This is a genomic window from Streptacidiphilus jeojiensis (assembly GCF_042510965.1).
Lineage (GTDB): Bacteria > Actinomycetota > Actinomycetes > Streptomycetales > Streptomycetaceae > Streptacidiphilus > Streptacidiphilus jeojiensis.
Genome location: NZ_JBEUKS010000005.1, coordinates 397,998 through 411,185 on the forward strand (window position 1 = coordinate 397,998; position 13,188 = coordinate 411,185).

Annotated in this window: 16 protein-coding genes and 1 riboswitch; of the genes, 4 read left to right on the plus strand and 12 right to left on the minus strand. The window is 70.4% G+C overall.

Going from position 1 to position 13,188, the window contains the following annotated elements:
- Positions 1 to 12 precede the first annotated feature (12 nt).
- A complete protein-coding gene (locus tag ABUW04_RS16790; protein ID WP_380565539.1) occupies positions 13 to 765 on the minus strand; it encodes a class I SAM-dependent methyltransferase in 753 nt (250 codons plus the stop codon).
- Positions 766 to 835: 70 nt separating this feature from the next.
- Here ABUW04_RS16790 and ABUW04_RS16795 point away from each other — a divergent pair, with 70 nt between their 5' ends.
- Complete coding sequence (locus ABUW04_RS16795; protein ID WP_380565540.1) at positions 836 to 1,510, plus strand: MOSC domain-containing protein; 675 nt, start codon at positions 836 to 838, stop codon at positions 1,508 to 1,510.
- A 10-nt stretch (positions 1,511 to 1,520) separates the two neighbouring features.
- On the opposite strand, the gene ABUW04_RS16800 is transcribed toward ABUW04_RS16795, so the two are convergent.
- Positions 1,521 to 1,931 carry a MarR family winged helix-turn-helix transcriptional regulator gene (locus ABUW04_RS16800; protein ID WP_037594199.1) on the minus strand — a complete coding sequence of 137 codons (411 nt, stop codon included), beginning with the start codon at positions 1,929 to 1,931 and terminating at the stop codon, positions 1,521 to 1,523.
- 135 nt (positions 1,932 to 2,066) lie between these two features.
- Positions 2,067 to 2,963: a nitroreductase/quinone reductase family protein gene (locus tag ABUW04_RS16805; RefSeq protein WP_380565541.1), complete on the minus strand. Its 897-nt coding sequence runs from the start codon at positions 2,961 to 2,963 to the stop codon at positions 2,067 to 2,069.
- A 151-nt stretch (positions 2,964 to 3,114) separates the two neighbouring features.
- Here ABUW04_RS16805 and ABUW04_RS16810 point away from each other — a divergent pair, with 151 nt between their 5' ends.
- Both ABUW04_RS16810 and ABUW04_RS16815 read left to right on the plus strand, forming a co-directional pair.
- Entirely contained in the window at positions 3,115 to 3,570 is a 456-nt protein-coding gene (locus ABUW04_RS16810) for an RrF2 family transcriptional regulator (RefSeq protein ID WP_030248996.1), read from the plus strand.
- A 232-nt stretch (positions 3,571 to 3,802) separates the two neighbouring features.
- Complete coding sequence (locus tag ABUW04_RS16815) at positions 3,803 to 4,582, plus strand: class I SAM-dependent methyltransferase (protein WP_380565542.1); 780 nt, start codon at positions 3,803 to 3,805, stop codon at positions 4,580 to 4,582.
- Positions 4,583 to 5,204: 622 nt separating this feature from the next.
- On the opposite strand, the gene ABUW04_RS16820 is transcribed toward ABUW04_RS16815, so the two are convergent.
- Together ABUW04_RS16820 and ABUW04_RS16825 are read right to left on the minus strand one after the other, a co-directional pair.
- On the minus strand, positions 5,205 to 5,633 hold the full coding sequence (locus ABUW04_RS16820; protein WP_380565543.1) for a nuclear transport factor 2 family protein: 429 nt from the start codon (positions 5,631 to 5,633) through the stop codon (positions 5,205 to 5,207).
- Positions 5,634 to 5,743: 110 nt separating this feature from the next.
- A complete protein-coding gene (locus ABUW04_RS16825; protein WP_380565544.1) occupies positions 5,744 to 6,277 on the minus strand; it encodes a GNAT family N-acetyltransferase in 534 nt (177 codons plus the stop codon).
- An 87-nt stretch (positions 6,278 to 6,364) separates the two neighbouring features.
- On the opposite strand from ABUW04_RS16825, the gene ABUW04_RS16830 reads away from it, so the two are divergent.
- Positions 6,365 to 6,790: a DUF3592 domain-containing protein gene (locus tag ABUW04_RS16830; RefSeq protein WP_380565545.1), complete on the plus strand. Its 426-nt coding sequence runs from the start codon at positions 6,365 to 6,367 to the stop codon at positions 6,788 to 6,790.
- 59 nt (positions 6,791 to 6,849) lie between these two features.
- On the opposite strand, the gene ABUW04_RS16835 is transcribed toward ABUW04_RS16830, so the two are convergent.
- From ABUW04_RS16835 to ABUW04_RS16865, 7 genes are all read right to left on the minus strand, one after another.
- A complete protein-coding gene (locus tag ABUW04_RS16835) occupies positions 6,850 to 7,881 on the minus strand; it encodes a transporter substrate-binding domain-containing protein (protein ID WP_380565546.1) in 1,032 nt (343 codons plus the stop codon).
- 68 nt (positions 7,882 to 7,949) lie between these two features.
- Positions 7,950 to 8,738 (minus strand): amino acid ABC transporter ATP-binding protein, encoded by a 789-nt coding sequence (locus ABUW04_RS16840; protein WP_030248977.1) that lies wholly within the window; start codon positions 8,736 to 8,738, stop codon positions 7,950 to 7,952.
- The gene (locus ABUW04_RS16845) at positions 8,735 to 9,769 is read right to left on the minus strand and encodes an amino acid ABC transporter permease (RefSeq protein WP_380565547.1); all 1,035 of its coding nucleotides are present in this window, start codon (positions 9,767 to 9,769) and stop codon (positions 8,735 to 8,737) included. Before ABUW04_RS16845 ends, ABUW04_RS16840 begins: the two co-directional genes overlap by 4 nt.
- 20 nt (positions 9,770 to 9,789) lie before the next feature.
- The gene (locus tag ABUW04_RS16850) at positions 9,790 to 10,779 is read right to left on the minus strand and encodes a transporter substrate-binding domain-containing protein (RefSeq protein ID WP_380565548.1); all 990 of its coding nucleotides are present in this window, start codon (positions 10,777 to 10,779) and stop codon (positions 9,790 to 9,792) included.
- A gap of 132 nt (positions 10,780 to 10,911) precedes the next feature.
- Positions 10,912 to 11,664 (minus strand): amino acid ABC transporter ATP-binding protein, encoded by a 753-nt coding sequence (locus tag ABUW04_RS16855; protein WP_198037259.1) that lies wholly within the window; start codon positions 11,662 to 11,664, stop codon positions 10,912 to 10,914.
- 26 nt (positions 11,665 to 11,690) lie between these two features.
- Positions 11,691 to 12,731 carry an amino acid ABC transporter permease gene (locus ABUW04_RS16860; protein ID WP_380565549.1) on the minus strand — a complete coding sequence of 347 codons (1,041 nt, stop codon included), beginning with the start codon at positions 12,729 to 12,731 and terminating at the stop codon, positions 11,691 to 11,693.
- 113 nt (positions 12,732 to 12,844) lie between these two features.
- A complete protein-coding gene (locus tag ABUW04_RS16865; RefSeq protein ID WP_380565550.1) occupies positions 12,845 to 12,949 on the minus strand; it encodes a putative leader peptide in 105 nt (34 codons plus the stop codon).
- A gap of 11 nt (positions 12,950 to 12,960) precedes the next feature.
- Positions 12,961 to 13,071, minus strand: a riboswitch (SAM riboswitch).
- Positions 13,072 to 13,188 lie beyond the last annotated feature (117 nt).

Consider the following 13,188-nt stretch of genomic DNA (forward strand, 5'->3'; position numbering starts at 1 on the left):
CGCTCTCCGGGCTCAGACCCGGCGTGCGACGGTGACGATCTCGCGGCTGGTACCGGTGAGGGGGCCCCGGTGCCAGTCGCCGTACTGCGCCTCGATCGCGAAGCCGGCCTCGGCCAGGAAGCCCGCGAGCGTCGGGACGTCCAGGAAGCGCAGGCTGGTGCGGTCCACGCGCAGTACGGTGCCGTGCTCCTTGTCGGTGGTGGTCTCGGTGAAGGTCACCACGTCGCCGACGACCGACTCGACGTGGTGCGAGGAGCGCAGGACGCGCCCGGTCGGGTCCACGATGTCGTCGGCGTCGTCGACCGGGGCGGCTGGGTCGGTTTCCCAGGACTCCCAGGCGCGGGCCTGCGGGTGGCGCGTCTCGAAGGCGAACCGGCCGCCGTCGCGGAGGGCGGTGCGGACCGCCGCGAGCGAGGCGCGCAGCTCGTCGTCGCCGACCAGGCACTGGAACGCATGGCTGACCATGGTCGCCAGGTCGAACTCACCGTCCCAGGCGGCATCGGCGGCCACCCCGAGCACCCACTCGACGTCGGTGCGCCGCCGGGCCCGGTCCAGCGCCGCCCGGTCGGGGTCGATCCCGACGAGCCGGCCGGTGTGGCCGGACTCGCGGGCTCGGTGCAGCATGGCGCCGGTACCGCAGCCCACGTCCAGCACCGCGTCGGCGTCGCGGACCAGTCCGTCGTAGAAGGCGTCGCTGGGGAAGCGCTCCGGGTCCCAGGGGTTGAGCAGGTCGTAGAGGGCTGCGGCATCGGCGTCGGAGAACATCGCGACAGTGTAGATCGCGAGAGTGAAAATGGATCGACTGGAACCCGCGGCGAACCGTAATCTCGCGAGCATGGAACTGCTCTCGGTCAATGTCGGCCGGCCCCAGCCGAATCCGTGGAAGAGCGGTCCCGGTGACACCGGGATCGACAAGCGGCCGGTCGACGGCCCGGTGGCCGTCACCGCCCCGGGGCCGAAGGGCACCGGAGCGGTCGGCCTCGCCGGTGACCGCGTCTACGACGTGGACCATCACGGAGGCTACGACCAGGCCGTCTACGCCTATGCCCGGGAGGATCTCGACGGCTGGGAGGCCGAGTTGGGCCGACCCCTGCCCGGCGGCGCCTTCGGCGAGAACCTCACCACGCTCGGCCTGGACGTCACCGGCGCCCTGATCGGCGAGCGCTGGCACATCGGCCCGCAGGTGGTCCTGGAGGTGTCCTGCCCCCGCATCCCGTGCTCGACCTTCCAGGGGTGGCTGCGGCGCGAGGGCTGGATCAAGCGGTTCACCCAGGCCGCGGTGCCCGGCGCCTACCTGCGGGTGATCGAGCCGGGCGAGATCAGCGCCGGCGACCGCGTGGAGATCGGCCACCGGCCGGACCACGACGTCACCGTCGGGCTGGTCTTCCGCGCGGCGACGCTCGAACCCGAACTGCTGCCGAGGCTGCTGGTCGCCGACGCGCTGCCGGAGGAGGACAAGGAGCTGGTCCGCCGACGCCTGGCCAAGGGGTCCGGGCAGGAGTCCGGGTAGCGGGCGGGCGTCAGCTGCTCTCGCCCTCGTAGGCCTCCATGGTGCGGACGAAGACCGCCCGCTCGGCCGGGGTCAGCGGATCGAAGGCCGCACGCCAGGCACGGGCGCCGTTCGCCAGCCAGCGCTCGATCGCGGAGCGGGTCTCCGGGTCCTCGCTGAGGGCCACGATGGTCCGCCGCCGGTCCTCCGGATCGTCGCGCCGCTCCAGTACGCCCTGCTGGGTCAGGTCACTGACCATCAGGCTCACCGTGGTGGGCGCCACTTCGAGCCTGGCCGCCAGCTGACTGACCGGCATCGGCCCGTCGAAGAGCAGGTACGAGAGCAGCGACAGATGCCTGGGGGCCAACTTCATCGACTGGAGCCGCTCCGGCAGTGGGATCCGCTTGATCCGGGCTGCCACCCTGGGCATCAGCAGCAGCATGGCCCGGATCGCGTCGTCGGTGCTGAGACCGCTGCCCGGATCCGGAACGGGGTCCAGGCCGGGCTCCGTCGCCACTCCAGCACCCCTTCCCAGCCGGCTCAGCGCCCAGTGCGCGGCCTTCCCTGAGCCGCCAGATTATCCGACGTCGCCGCGCAGGGCGGGCAGCAGCTGCTCCTCCTCGTAGGCGAAGTGCTGCTCCAGATCGGCCACCACCCGTTCCAGCTCGGCACGGACCGACTCGACCTCGCCGTCGGCACCGCTGGGCGCGGCTTCCAGCAACTCTTCGAACTCCCTCAGGCCCTGCTCCACGACGGCGTGTTCCGCACGCAGCCGCGTGATCACCGGAACCAGGTGCGGGTACACCCGCTCGAACTCCGTGAAGGCACCGTCCTCGCGGGTGTGGTGCAGCTGCAGTCCGTAGCAGAAGGCCAGGCAGTGCCGGCGCAGCTGCGCGGCCGGTCCGAAACCTTCGGACACCGATGCGGACACCGATGCGGACGCCGACGCCGGGGCGAGGAGCGATGCGCGCAGCCGGGCGAGTTCGGCGCGCAGGTCCCGGTGGTGCGCCAGCAGCTGCTCCCCGATCAGCCGGGTCCGGGCCGGGTCCGCCGACAGGTCCAGGGGGTGCAGGGCGATCACCGGGATCTGCCGCGCGGTCTTCTCCTGGTACGCGCGAAAGGCCGGATCGAGAGCGCACTGCCGCTCCCACAGCCGGTCCCGTTCCTCACCCTGGAGGACGACCGCGCGGGTGGAGTAGGACCTCACCCGGCCCTCCTCGGTCCCGGTCTCCATCGTGACCTGCGCGGTGCCGAGGATGTTGCGGTACCAGTCCGGGTGCCGGTCCTTCCCCATGTTGGAGCCGAAGACCACCACCCGCCCGCCCTCCCGCAGACACACGACCGGGGTCGTGTGCGGCTTTCCGCTCCGCACCCCGGCCGTGGTGATCAGCACCAGCGGGACCCCCTCGAACATGCCGCCCACCCGGCCGTTGTTCTCCCGGAACTCGTTGATGATCTGGTCGTTCCAGCCCATGCCGACTCCTCCGTCCGGGCCCGCGCATCCGGCGGGAGCCCTCGCTATCTTTGCTTTGCAAGCAAATGTATTACAGCATCGGCGGACCGGCACACGCAACGGCGAACGGCGGGAGCCGCCCCCGGCGGCACCACCGCTGTTAGCATCAACCGTGCAGATTTCGGCCAAGGCGGACTACGCGGTACGGGCCATGCTCGAGCTGGCCGCCCATGGCCCTGAGCTGGTGAAGGCCAATGTCCTGATCGACCATCAGGGGCTGCCGCGGAAGTTCGTCGAGACGATCCTGGTCGAACTCCGCCACGCCGGGTTGGTCTGCAGCCACCGCGGCGCCGAGGGCGGCTACACCCTGGCGAAGCCGGCCACCGAGATCAGCCTGGGGTCGGTCATCCGCGCCGTCGACGGCCCGCTCGCCGAGGTCCGCGGCCTGCGCCCGCACGAGACCGCCTACGCCGGCGCCGCCGAACACCTCCCCGAGGTCTGGGTCGCCGCCCGAGCCAGCCTGCGCCGCGTCCTCGACGAGACGACCCTCGCCCAGGTCCTCAGCGGCCGACTCCCACCCCACGTCCGAAAAATGGCCGCCACCCCGGACGCCTGGCTCCCCCGCTGACATCTGCTGAATCCGCGAAAAAACATGGCTGGGGCCCGACCGGGAACAGGCCCTTGACGAAGCTGCACGGGGGTACGGCCGAGCGCGCGGGCGGGGCCCGGGGCCCAAGGCCCACCCCCTCCGCAACCACCGCCGGACGGCCCCACGCGACCTGCGGCCACCCGCCCTGAGCTGGCCCTTCGCCGAAACCGTCAGTAGCATCCGGTCATCGTCGAGGGGGGTCGTCGGTCGGATGGACCGGAACATGCGCACGGTCGAGGACATACTCAGGCTGCTGGACGACCTGTTCGCCCCCGAGGCGGACCGCTGGACGGCGGCCAACGGGGGCCCCTGGTGGGACGGCTTCTACGCGGACCGCTCCAGGGCGATCCCGTTCTTCGTCGCCAAGCCCGACGAGAACCTGGCCTCCTACCTGGACCGGGGCCTGGTCACACCGGGCCGGGCCCTCGACCTGGGCTGCGGCCCTGGCCGGAACGCGCTGTACCTGGCATCGCAGGGGTTCCAGGTGGACGCCGTCGACCTTTCCCCCGCCGCCATCGCCTGGGCCGAGGACCGGTCCCGCGACAGCGCAGCGGCGACGGCCGTCCGATTCCGCTGCGGCGACGCCCTCACCCTCACCACCACCGAACTCACCGGGCCCTACGACCTGATCTGTGACTCGGGCTGCTTCCACCACCTGCCGCCGCACCGCAGGATCAGCTACCTCGACCTCCTCGACCGAGTCCTGGCCCCGGGCGGCTACCTGGCCCTCACCTGCTTCGCGTCCGGCGCGATGGGCTCCGAACTCCCCGATGCCGACTTCTACCGCGAGGCCCGCCTCCACGGCGGCCTCGCCTACACTCCGGAGTCCCTGCGCTGGATCTTCTCCGGACTGATGGAAGTGGAACTGCGCCGCATGCGCGACGAGCCCCCCGAGTCCCCGCTGTTCGGCGAGCCGTTCCTCTGGACAGCCCTGTTCAAGCGCAAGACCGAGACCGAGACCGGGACCAGCGCCCGAACCGGGACCCTGTAGAGACCGAGCCCCCGTCCAGCGGCGGAGTGACCGGTGCGCGATTGCTCCCGCTGAACCACCGTCACCTCCATGGGGCACGATGCTCCGCGCCGGGCTGGGGTGGCTCGCTGTCGCTCGCGGCCAACTGCGCGGAGGGGGAGGGTGGTGGGGCGTGCGTTGCCGGGCGGCGGGTCGGTGCCCTTCCGAGCGGGGGCTGCGGAAACGTTCCTGCGTGGTGCCTGCGGCTGAACTGGGGTCACTTTTGGTACGTCGGGTCATTCTTGGTACGGGCAAGTGCGGATGAATCGGGCAAATGGGCAAGATCAAGTGACACCTTGTCCCGAAAGTGACCCCGGTTCGCCCGATCACCCGGGCTTTGGGGTCACTCGTCCGACACTTCCTGACCGGTATGTCCGAATTCGGTGACCCCAACGTAGGTCGAGTGACCCCAAAACGGCCCAGAACGGCGCACGCGCCCCAGCTCCACGCCCTCGCCGCACGCTCCGCGCCGGGCCCAGGCACCCCCTGCCCTTGTCGCGCGGCGAAGCCGCTTCTTTCCGGGCGCGAGCCCGGGAGACGGCGGCCGACTCGCGTCACCACACGCTGCCGTTGCAAACGTGGGGCGCTCCGAGCAACCCAGCGCTCACCCGTCCTGGCCGGCGAAGACCATGCGGGCGCCGCGGGCCGTGTCCATGTACTCGCGTACCCGGTGGATCAGTCCGTCGCGCAGCTCGAAGACGAAGCAGTAGTCGTTGCTGTAGCTGTTCCCGTTGGACAGCGTGGCCTCCATGGTCTCCTCCACCACGACGACGTCGCCGTCGGCGTGGAAGCCACGAAAGGTGACGGTGACGTCCTTGGTGAAGAGCCGGGGGAAGTCGACGGTCAGGAAGTGCACGATGGCTTCCCTCCCGACCATGTGGTTGGTCCCGCCGAGTGCGACGGCGGTCGCGTTGCCCGCCGGGGCCAGCCATTCCGCGTCCTCGGTGAAGACTGCCGAAACCTGCTCCGGGTCGCGGGATGCGAACGCCCGCCATGCGCCCTGGACGAGCTCACGGCTCTGCTGCGAAGTCATGGCCGCGAGCCTAGGCTCGCCCGTCCGCGCGGGCTAGCGGGTTCCCGCCATGGTCACTTGATGCACTGTCGGTGCCTGGCCGCGAGAGGGACCGAATCCGCCCCTCGCTCTCACATCGGCAGTGAGCGCAGCCGCACCGCCCCGGCAGGCCAGTAGGCGCCGTCGTGGAGCGGCGTCCACATGGTCCGCAGCGGCATGGTCACGGGCCCCTCCGGCTGCTCGACCTGGACACCCTGGTCAAGCAGGTGCCAGCCGAGTCGCTGGTAGAGCGGGACGAGCGGCGGTCGGCAGAACAGGAGCCCGAACCGGGGTCCCATCGTCCGTGCGTGGTCCAGGGCCGCGGAGACGACCGACCGTGCGAGTCCTTGCCCCCGTAGATCGGGCGCGACGGCCACTCCGCCGATGCCCACGACCTCCGTTTCGACAGCGCCGATCACGATGGGGAGTTGCAGCAGACCGGTATGGGCGACGAGGCGGCCGTCCTGCCTGATACCGAAGTGGTCCTTCTTGGGCAGCCACGTCAGTCCGGCGTCCGCCACTCCGAAGGGATCGGCGCCGTCGCCGAGGATCTCCGTCTGGTCGGCCTTCGTATACTCCGTGAGTCGCAACACGGTCCGCGATGTCGGGGCGAAGTGATCAGTCATCACGCCATGATCCTTGCCGGGTCGTCCTGCGGACAACCGGGATACGCGGATGTCCCGAGCGGTTCTCGCACCCGGAGGTGGTCCGCTGTGGCGCTCGGAGCGTTCGCCCTGCTCTGCGGGGTGGCCGGCCTGCTGGTCCTGGTGATCGGCGCGCGGGCGGTCCGTCGTAGGGTGCGGACGCGCCGGACCCTGAGTGACGGGCTGCCGGCGGACGGGCAGGTGCTGCACATCTACACCGTTCCCGGGGACCAGGGCCGCGACGGGGTGCAGCATGCGGTGGTGGCCTTCCGCACGGTGGACGGCCGAAGGATGCTGACCAACGACGAGTCCGGCCTGTCCCGGGCCGTCGGCGATCAGGTCCCGGTCCGCTACCTGCCGGAACGTCCGCAGGACGCGGTCCTCGCGGACCTGCCACCGAACCTGCCGGGCGCGGTACTGCTCGGACTGTGCGGCACCGGATTCGCGGTCGCCTGTCTGTCTGCCGCCGTACTGGCGATCGCCCGAATGCGGTGACCGTCCGCCCCGTCCCTCCGCAACCGCAGAGGGACGGGGCGGACGGCCCTGACGGCTGCTCAGGAGTTGGTGAGCGGGAGGCCGGGCGGGTTGACCAGGGAGGTCGGGACGGCCTCGTTGGCGAGGTTCCAGGCGGCCAGCCACTTGGCGTAGTCGCCGTTCTTGATGAGGTAGTTGATGGCGTCGGCGAGCGGCTTGGCCAGGCCGTCGCCCTTCTTGGTGGTGGCGGCGATCAGCCCCTGGAGGCTGGCGCCGGCGCCGGAGAACTTGCCGGCGCTCCGGGTCGGGTTGGGCGTCTTCGCGGTCTGGGTGATGTGGTAGGCGAGCTCGGGGTTGGGCTCGAAGTAGGTGTCGATCTTGCCCGAGTCCAGGGCCAGGTACGTGGTGTTGGCGTCGGGGTAGTACTTGATGGTGAGGGTCTTGCCCTCGGCCTTGAGGGTGGACTGCCACTTCTCCAGGATCTTCTCCTGGTTGGTGCCGGCGCCCACGGCGACGGTCTTCCCGGCGAGGCTCTCCGCCGTGCCGTCGAAGTTCCAGCTGTTGCTCTTGAGGACCTCGAAGCCGAGGTTGTCCTGCCGGTAGCTGGCGAAGTCGTACTTGGTCTTGCGCTGCTCGGTGTCGGTGATGTTGGAGAAGCCCACGTCGGTCTTCCCGCTGTCGATGCCGACGAAGAGGTTGTCCCAGGTCGCGTTGGCCAGCACCGGCTTGAGGCCGAGGACCGCGGCGACCAGGCGGCCGATGTCCGGCTCGGAGCCGGTGAGGGTCTTCTGGTCGGAGCCGGTGTAGCCCAGCGGCGCCGATCCGGCGGGCAGCAGGCCGAGGCCGATGGTGAGCTCGCCGCTGTCGCGTACCGACGCGGGCAGCTCGGCCCGGATCGAGTCGACCTGGGCGACGGTGAGGTCGACCTCGGTCGCGGCCCCGTTGGAGAGTGCGCCGACGGCGACGACGGTGCTCCCCGCCGGTGCGGCGGCGGCTGCCGTCTCGGTCTTGGCGGTGGTGCTGCTTCCGCAGGCGGTCAGGCCGATCGCGAGGGCGCTCAGAGCGGCGGTGGCGGGGATGAGGCGGACACGTCTGGACACGGCGCTGGACATGGTTCTCCTGGGACTTGGCTGTGCTTGCGAATGGGAAAGTGGTTGGGACGGGGTCAGCGGACGGGGGGTCAGAGGACCCTGCTGAGGAACTCCCTGGTGCGCGGGTGCTGCGGGTTGTCCAGCACCTCCGCCGGGCTGCCCTGTTCGAGGATGCGGCCGCCGTCGAGGAAGACGACCAGGTCGGCGACCTCGCGGGCGAAGCCGATCTCGTGGGTGACCACGATCAGGGTGGTGCCGCTGCCGGCCAGGTCCTTGATGACGGCCAGCACCTCGCCGACCAGTTCGGGGTCGAGGGCTGAGGTCGGCTCGTCGAACAGGATCAGTCCGGGCTTCTGCGCCAGCGCCCGGGCGATGGCGACCCGCTGCTGCTGCCCGCCGGACAGCTGGCGCGGGTAGGCGTCCGCCTTGTCGGCCAGGCCCACCCGTTCCAGCAGGTCGCGCGCGGTCGCCCGGGCCTCCTCCCGGGTCGCGCGCCCGGTCGCCACCGGTGCGGCGGCGATGTTCTCCAGTGCGGTGAGGTGCGGGAACAGGTTGAAGCCCTGGAACACGAAGCCGATTCCGGCGCGCTGGGCCAGGATCGCCCGTTCGCCCAGCTCCTTGAGCCGCTCCCCGTGGCGGCGGACCCCGATCAGCTCGCCGTTGACGCTGACGTGCCCGACGTCCAGCTGTTCGAGGTGGTTGATCGCCCGCAGCAGCGTGGACTTCCCCGAGCCGGACGGGCCGAGGATCACCGCGACCTGTCCGGGCTGGACGGTGAGGTCGACGCCGTCCAGGACCCGGTTGGCGCCGTACCACTTGTGCGCTCCGTGCACCTCGACGGCGGCGGCCGTGGCGGTCAGCGTGGTGGTGCCGGTCATGAGTTCACCGTGCTTCCGAAGTCGGCGCGTTCGCGCAGCTGCCGCAGGCTCGCCCGGAGCCGCTGCAGCGGTGTCGGCGGGACGGTGCGCAGCGCCCCGCGGGAGTAGTGGCGCTCCACGTAGAACTGCACGACGGAGACGACGCTGGTCAGGACCACGTACCAGACGGTGGCCACCAGCAGCAGCGGGACCACGTCGCCCGGGTAGGTGCTGCCCATGTTCTGGACCTCGCCGAACAGGTCGAGCAGCGAGACGTAGAACACCAGCGAGGTGCCCTTGATCAGGCCGATGAGCTGGTTGACGTAGGCGGGGACGATGGCTCGCAGCGCCTGCGGCAGGACGATGCGTCGGAACTGGTAGCCCCTGGGCAGTCCCAGCGCCGCGGCGGCCTCGTGCTGTCCCTGGTCGACCGAGAGGATGCCGGACCGGACCACCTCGGCGGCGTAGGCGGCCTCGTTGAGGCTGAGCCCGAGGGTCGCCACCACCAGGTCGGTGGCCAGCGCCGACTCGTTGAAGTGGACGAAGCCGGGCCCGAAGGGCACGCCCAGGCTGAGCGTCTTGTAGAGGGCGCTGAAGTTGTAGAGCACCAGCAGTACGACGATCAGCGGGACCGAGCGGAACAGCCAGACGTAGGTCCAGCTGACGGCCCGGAGGATCGGGTTCCTCGACTGCCTCATCAGGGCCAGCACGATGCCGCCGACCAGGCCGAGCACCGCGCTCAGCGCGGCGACCTCCAGGGTGATCAGCAGGCCCTGCAGGATCACCGGGCGGGCGAACCAGTACTGGAAGCGGCCCCACTGGTAGAACGGGTTGGTCACCAGGCCGTGCGCGAACTGGGCGACCAGGACCAGGACCACGGCGGTCGCGATCCAACGGCCAGGGTGCCGCAGCGGGATGACCCGCTGGCGGGACAACGGCGCATCGGACCGGGTGTCAGAGGGAGCGTCAGACGTCGCCGGGGCGGACGGGGTTCGGCTCGGCGGTCTGTCGGCGACCTCGAACGGTGGTGCGGGGATGGACTGTTCGGACATCGGAGGGGTCTCCTGCCGGCTCAGAAGGTGGTGGGCGGGTTGACGACCGAACGGGTGACGCCGGTACCCGGGACCCCCCATTTGGCGAAGATCTTCGCGTAGTCGCCGGTGGCGATGAGCTTGTTGACCGCGTCACTGAGCGCCTTGGCGATCGGCGACCCCTTCGCGGTGACGAAGCCGACCGGCGTGGTGCCGACCTGGCCGAGGTACTTGGTGCCGGGGATGTGCGCGGCGTCGTACTTCAGCCCCAGCGTGGGGCCGAAGTAGATGTCGACCTTTCCGTTGGCCAGGCCCAGGAAGATCGGCGCGGTGTCGGCGAAGTACTGCACCTTGTAGGGGCTCTTGCCGGCCGCGGCGCACTTGGACGCGCCGTCGGTGAGCAGCTGCTGGAAGGTGGTACCCGGGCTGGTGGCGACGTTGTAGCCGCACAGGTCGGTGATGCTGGTGGCGCTGTCGATCTTCAACCCGGCGGCACTGAGGAAGGACTGACCGTCGTTCAGGTAGGTCGTGAAGTCGACCACCTGCTCCCGGGCCTTGGTGGCGCCGAAGTTGGCCTGGCCGACGTCGTACTTCCCGTTCTGCACACCGGGGATGACGGTGGGGAAGGTGCCGAACTCGACGTTCCAGCTGACTCCCAGCACCTTGGCGACCGCATCGCGCAGATCGACGTCCAGGCCGACCTGCTTGCCGTCCGAGCCCTGGCCGCCGTGCGGCAGGTTGGAGCTGCCGACCGCCTTGACGGTGCCCAGGGTGAGGGTGCCGCTGCTGCGGACCGCCGCCGGGAGTTCGGCCTTCAGGGCCGGGTCGGCCTGGATCGAGGAGACGACGTCCTGGCTGGGTATCGCCGTCGACGCCGCCTGGGCGGAGCCTGCGGAGCCGCTGGACGCGCCGCCGCCGGCAGCCGGCGTCACCGCGGTGCCGGAGCTCGATCCGCAGGCGGTGAGCAGGGCAAGCGCGGCAGAGGCCGCGAGGGCGGCGTAGGCGGTGCGGGGGAGATGGCGATTCGGCACAGCGGTTCCTTTCGAAGGGCAGGCCGTGAAGGGCCGTGAGGTCCGGGACGAGGCAAGGGGGTGCCGTGGAGGCGGAGACGGGGGTGGGAACGGGGGTGGGTGCCGCTGCGCGACGCTGCGAGCGGTGTGCTGTTACAGGACCGCGGCGAGGAAGGCGCGGGCCCGGTCGTGGCCGGGGTTGTCGAGGACGTCGGCCGGGGCGCCGGACTCGATGACGCGTCCGCCGTCGAGGAACACCACGGAGTCGGCGACCTCGCGGGCGAAGCCGATCTCATGGGTGACCACGATCATCGTCATCCCGCTGAGGGCGAGGTCGCGCATCACCGCCAGTACCTCGCCGACGAGTTCGGGGTCCAGCGCACTGGTGGGCTCGTCGAACAGCAGCAGCCGGGGTTCCATGGCCAGCGCGCGGGCGATGGCCACCCGCTGCTGCTGTCCGCCGGACAGCTGCCGGGGATAGGCGCTCTCGCGCCCGTCCAGTCCCACCCGCTCCAGCAGTTCCCGGGCCTGGACCGCGGCGGACTTCCTGGTCAGGCCCCGGACGGCGACCGGGGCCTCGATGATGTTCTCCAGCACCGTCAGGTGCGGGAAGAGGTTGAACTGCTGGAACACCATGCCGACCGCGGCGCGCTGCCTGGTGATCGTACGGTGGCCCAACTCGTGCAGCCTGCTGCCGTGGTGGCGGTAGCCGATGATCTCGCCGCCCACCTCGACGAAGCCGGCGTCCGGCTTCTCCAGGTGGTTGATGCTGCGCAGCAGGGTGGACTTGCCCGAGCCCGAGGGGCCCAGCAGCACGGTCACCTCGCCCTCGCGCACATCCAGGTCGATGCCGTCCAGGACCAGGTTGGCGCCGAAGCTCTTGCGCAGTCCGCGGATCCGGACCAGGGGCTCCTGGGTCTGCTCAACGGCGCTCATGACAGGCCCGCCAGTTCGCGTCCGCTGCGGCCGCCGGCCGCACCGTTGGCGCCGAACAGCGGGATGTTGCCGCGGAAGAGCTGCCAGAAGCCGGTCCCTCCGCTGCCGCCGCGCCGGCTCCCGCGGGCGTAGTGGCGCTCGACGAAGAACTGGCCGATCGAGAGCAGCGTGGTGAGGATGATGTACCAGAGCGTCGCGACCAGTAGCAGAGGGATGATCAGGTAGTTCTGGTTGTAGATGAGTTGGGACGAGTAGAGCAGGTCCTGCACCGCGATCACGCTGACGATCGAGGTCGCCTTCAGCATCCCGATGAGCAGGTTGCCGGTGGCCGGGATGATCGCCGGCATCGCCTGCGGCAGCACGATCCTGCGGAAGATCCTGGCCCGGCCGAGGCCGAGCGCCTCGGCGGCCTCGGTCTGGCCGTGCTCCACGGAGAGGATGCCGCCCCTGACGATCTCGGAAGCGAAGGCCGCCACGTCCAGGGTCAGGCCGACGAAGGCAGCGAGGATCCCGCTGAACAGGTGGGCCGTCCGCACCGTCGCGAACTCGTGCCCGAACGGGATGCCGAGCGACAACTGCGGGTACAGCGAGGCGAGTTCGTACCAGAAGAGCAGCTGGACCAGCGGCGGGACCGAGCGGACCAGCCAGACGAAGCCGAAGCTGACCGAGCGCAGCACCGGATTGCCGGACAGCCTCATGACCGCCACGCCGATGCCGAGCAGATAGCCGGTCGCCATCACCGCCGCGGTCAACCACAGCGTCAGGACCAGGCCGTTCACGATCGAGCCGTTGAGGAAGTAACTGCCGACCACGTCCCACTGGAACCGCTTGTTGGTCAGCAGGGTGTGGACGAACATGGCCAGCAGGACGAGCAGGGCGAGAGCTGAGATCCACTGGCCGGGGCGGCGCAGCGGGACCAGCTTCGCGGCGAGCAGCTGCCCGTCCTCGGGGCGCTGGTGCAGCGGGCGGTCGTCGGTGACCGGAGGGGGAGGCTCGGGCGCGACGGCAGTGCGCGCAGAGGTGTCCGGACTGCTCATGGGGGTGTGGGTTCCGTCCCGTGAGAACGCCGCAGCGCGCCGTGGAGGCACGGCGGGAGGGCGTGAATGGGGTGACAGGTGCCGGGAATGAAGGCAGGGAGAGAAGGGTGCGGTCAGCGGACCGCGCACGTCCCCGGACACAGGGCACTGCTCACCCGCAGCAGATCGACGTGGCGACGCGAGTACGTTCCGGCTACTGCTCGACGCACTGCTCTCACCTCCGCTTTCGATCTCGCGCTTACAGGACTGTGGCGTCCCGTCGGGTCGTCACCTGGAGCACCCCGCCGCGTCGGAGGGTTGCCGGTCAGCCAGCCAGGGCTTGACGCTGACGCTCATAACCAGGGATCACGGTAACCCGTCCGGCGCATTTAGACAATGCCTATCGGTTCGGTGGAGATTCGCTGGAGGCTCGCTGGAGCGGCCCCGGGCCTCCCCCGGACCTCCGCGGACCTCCTCG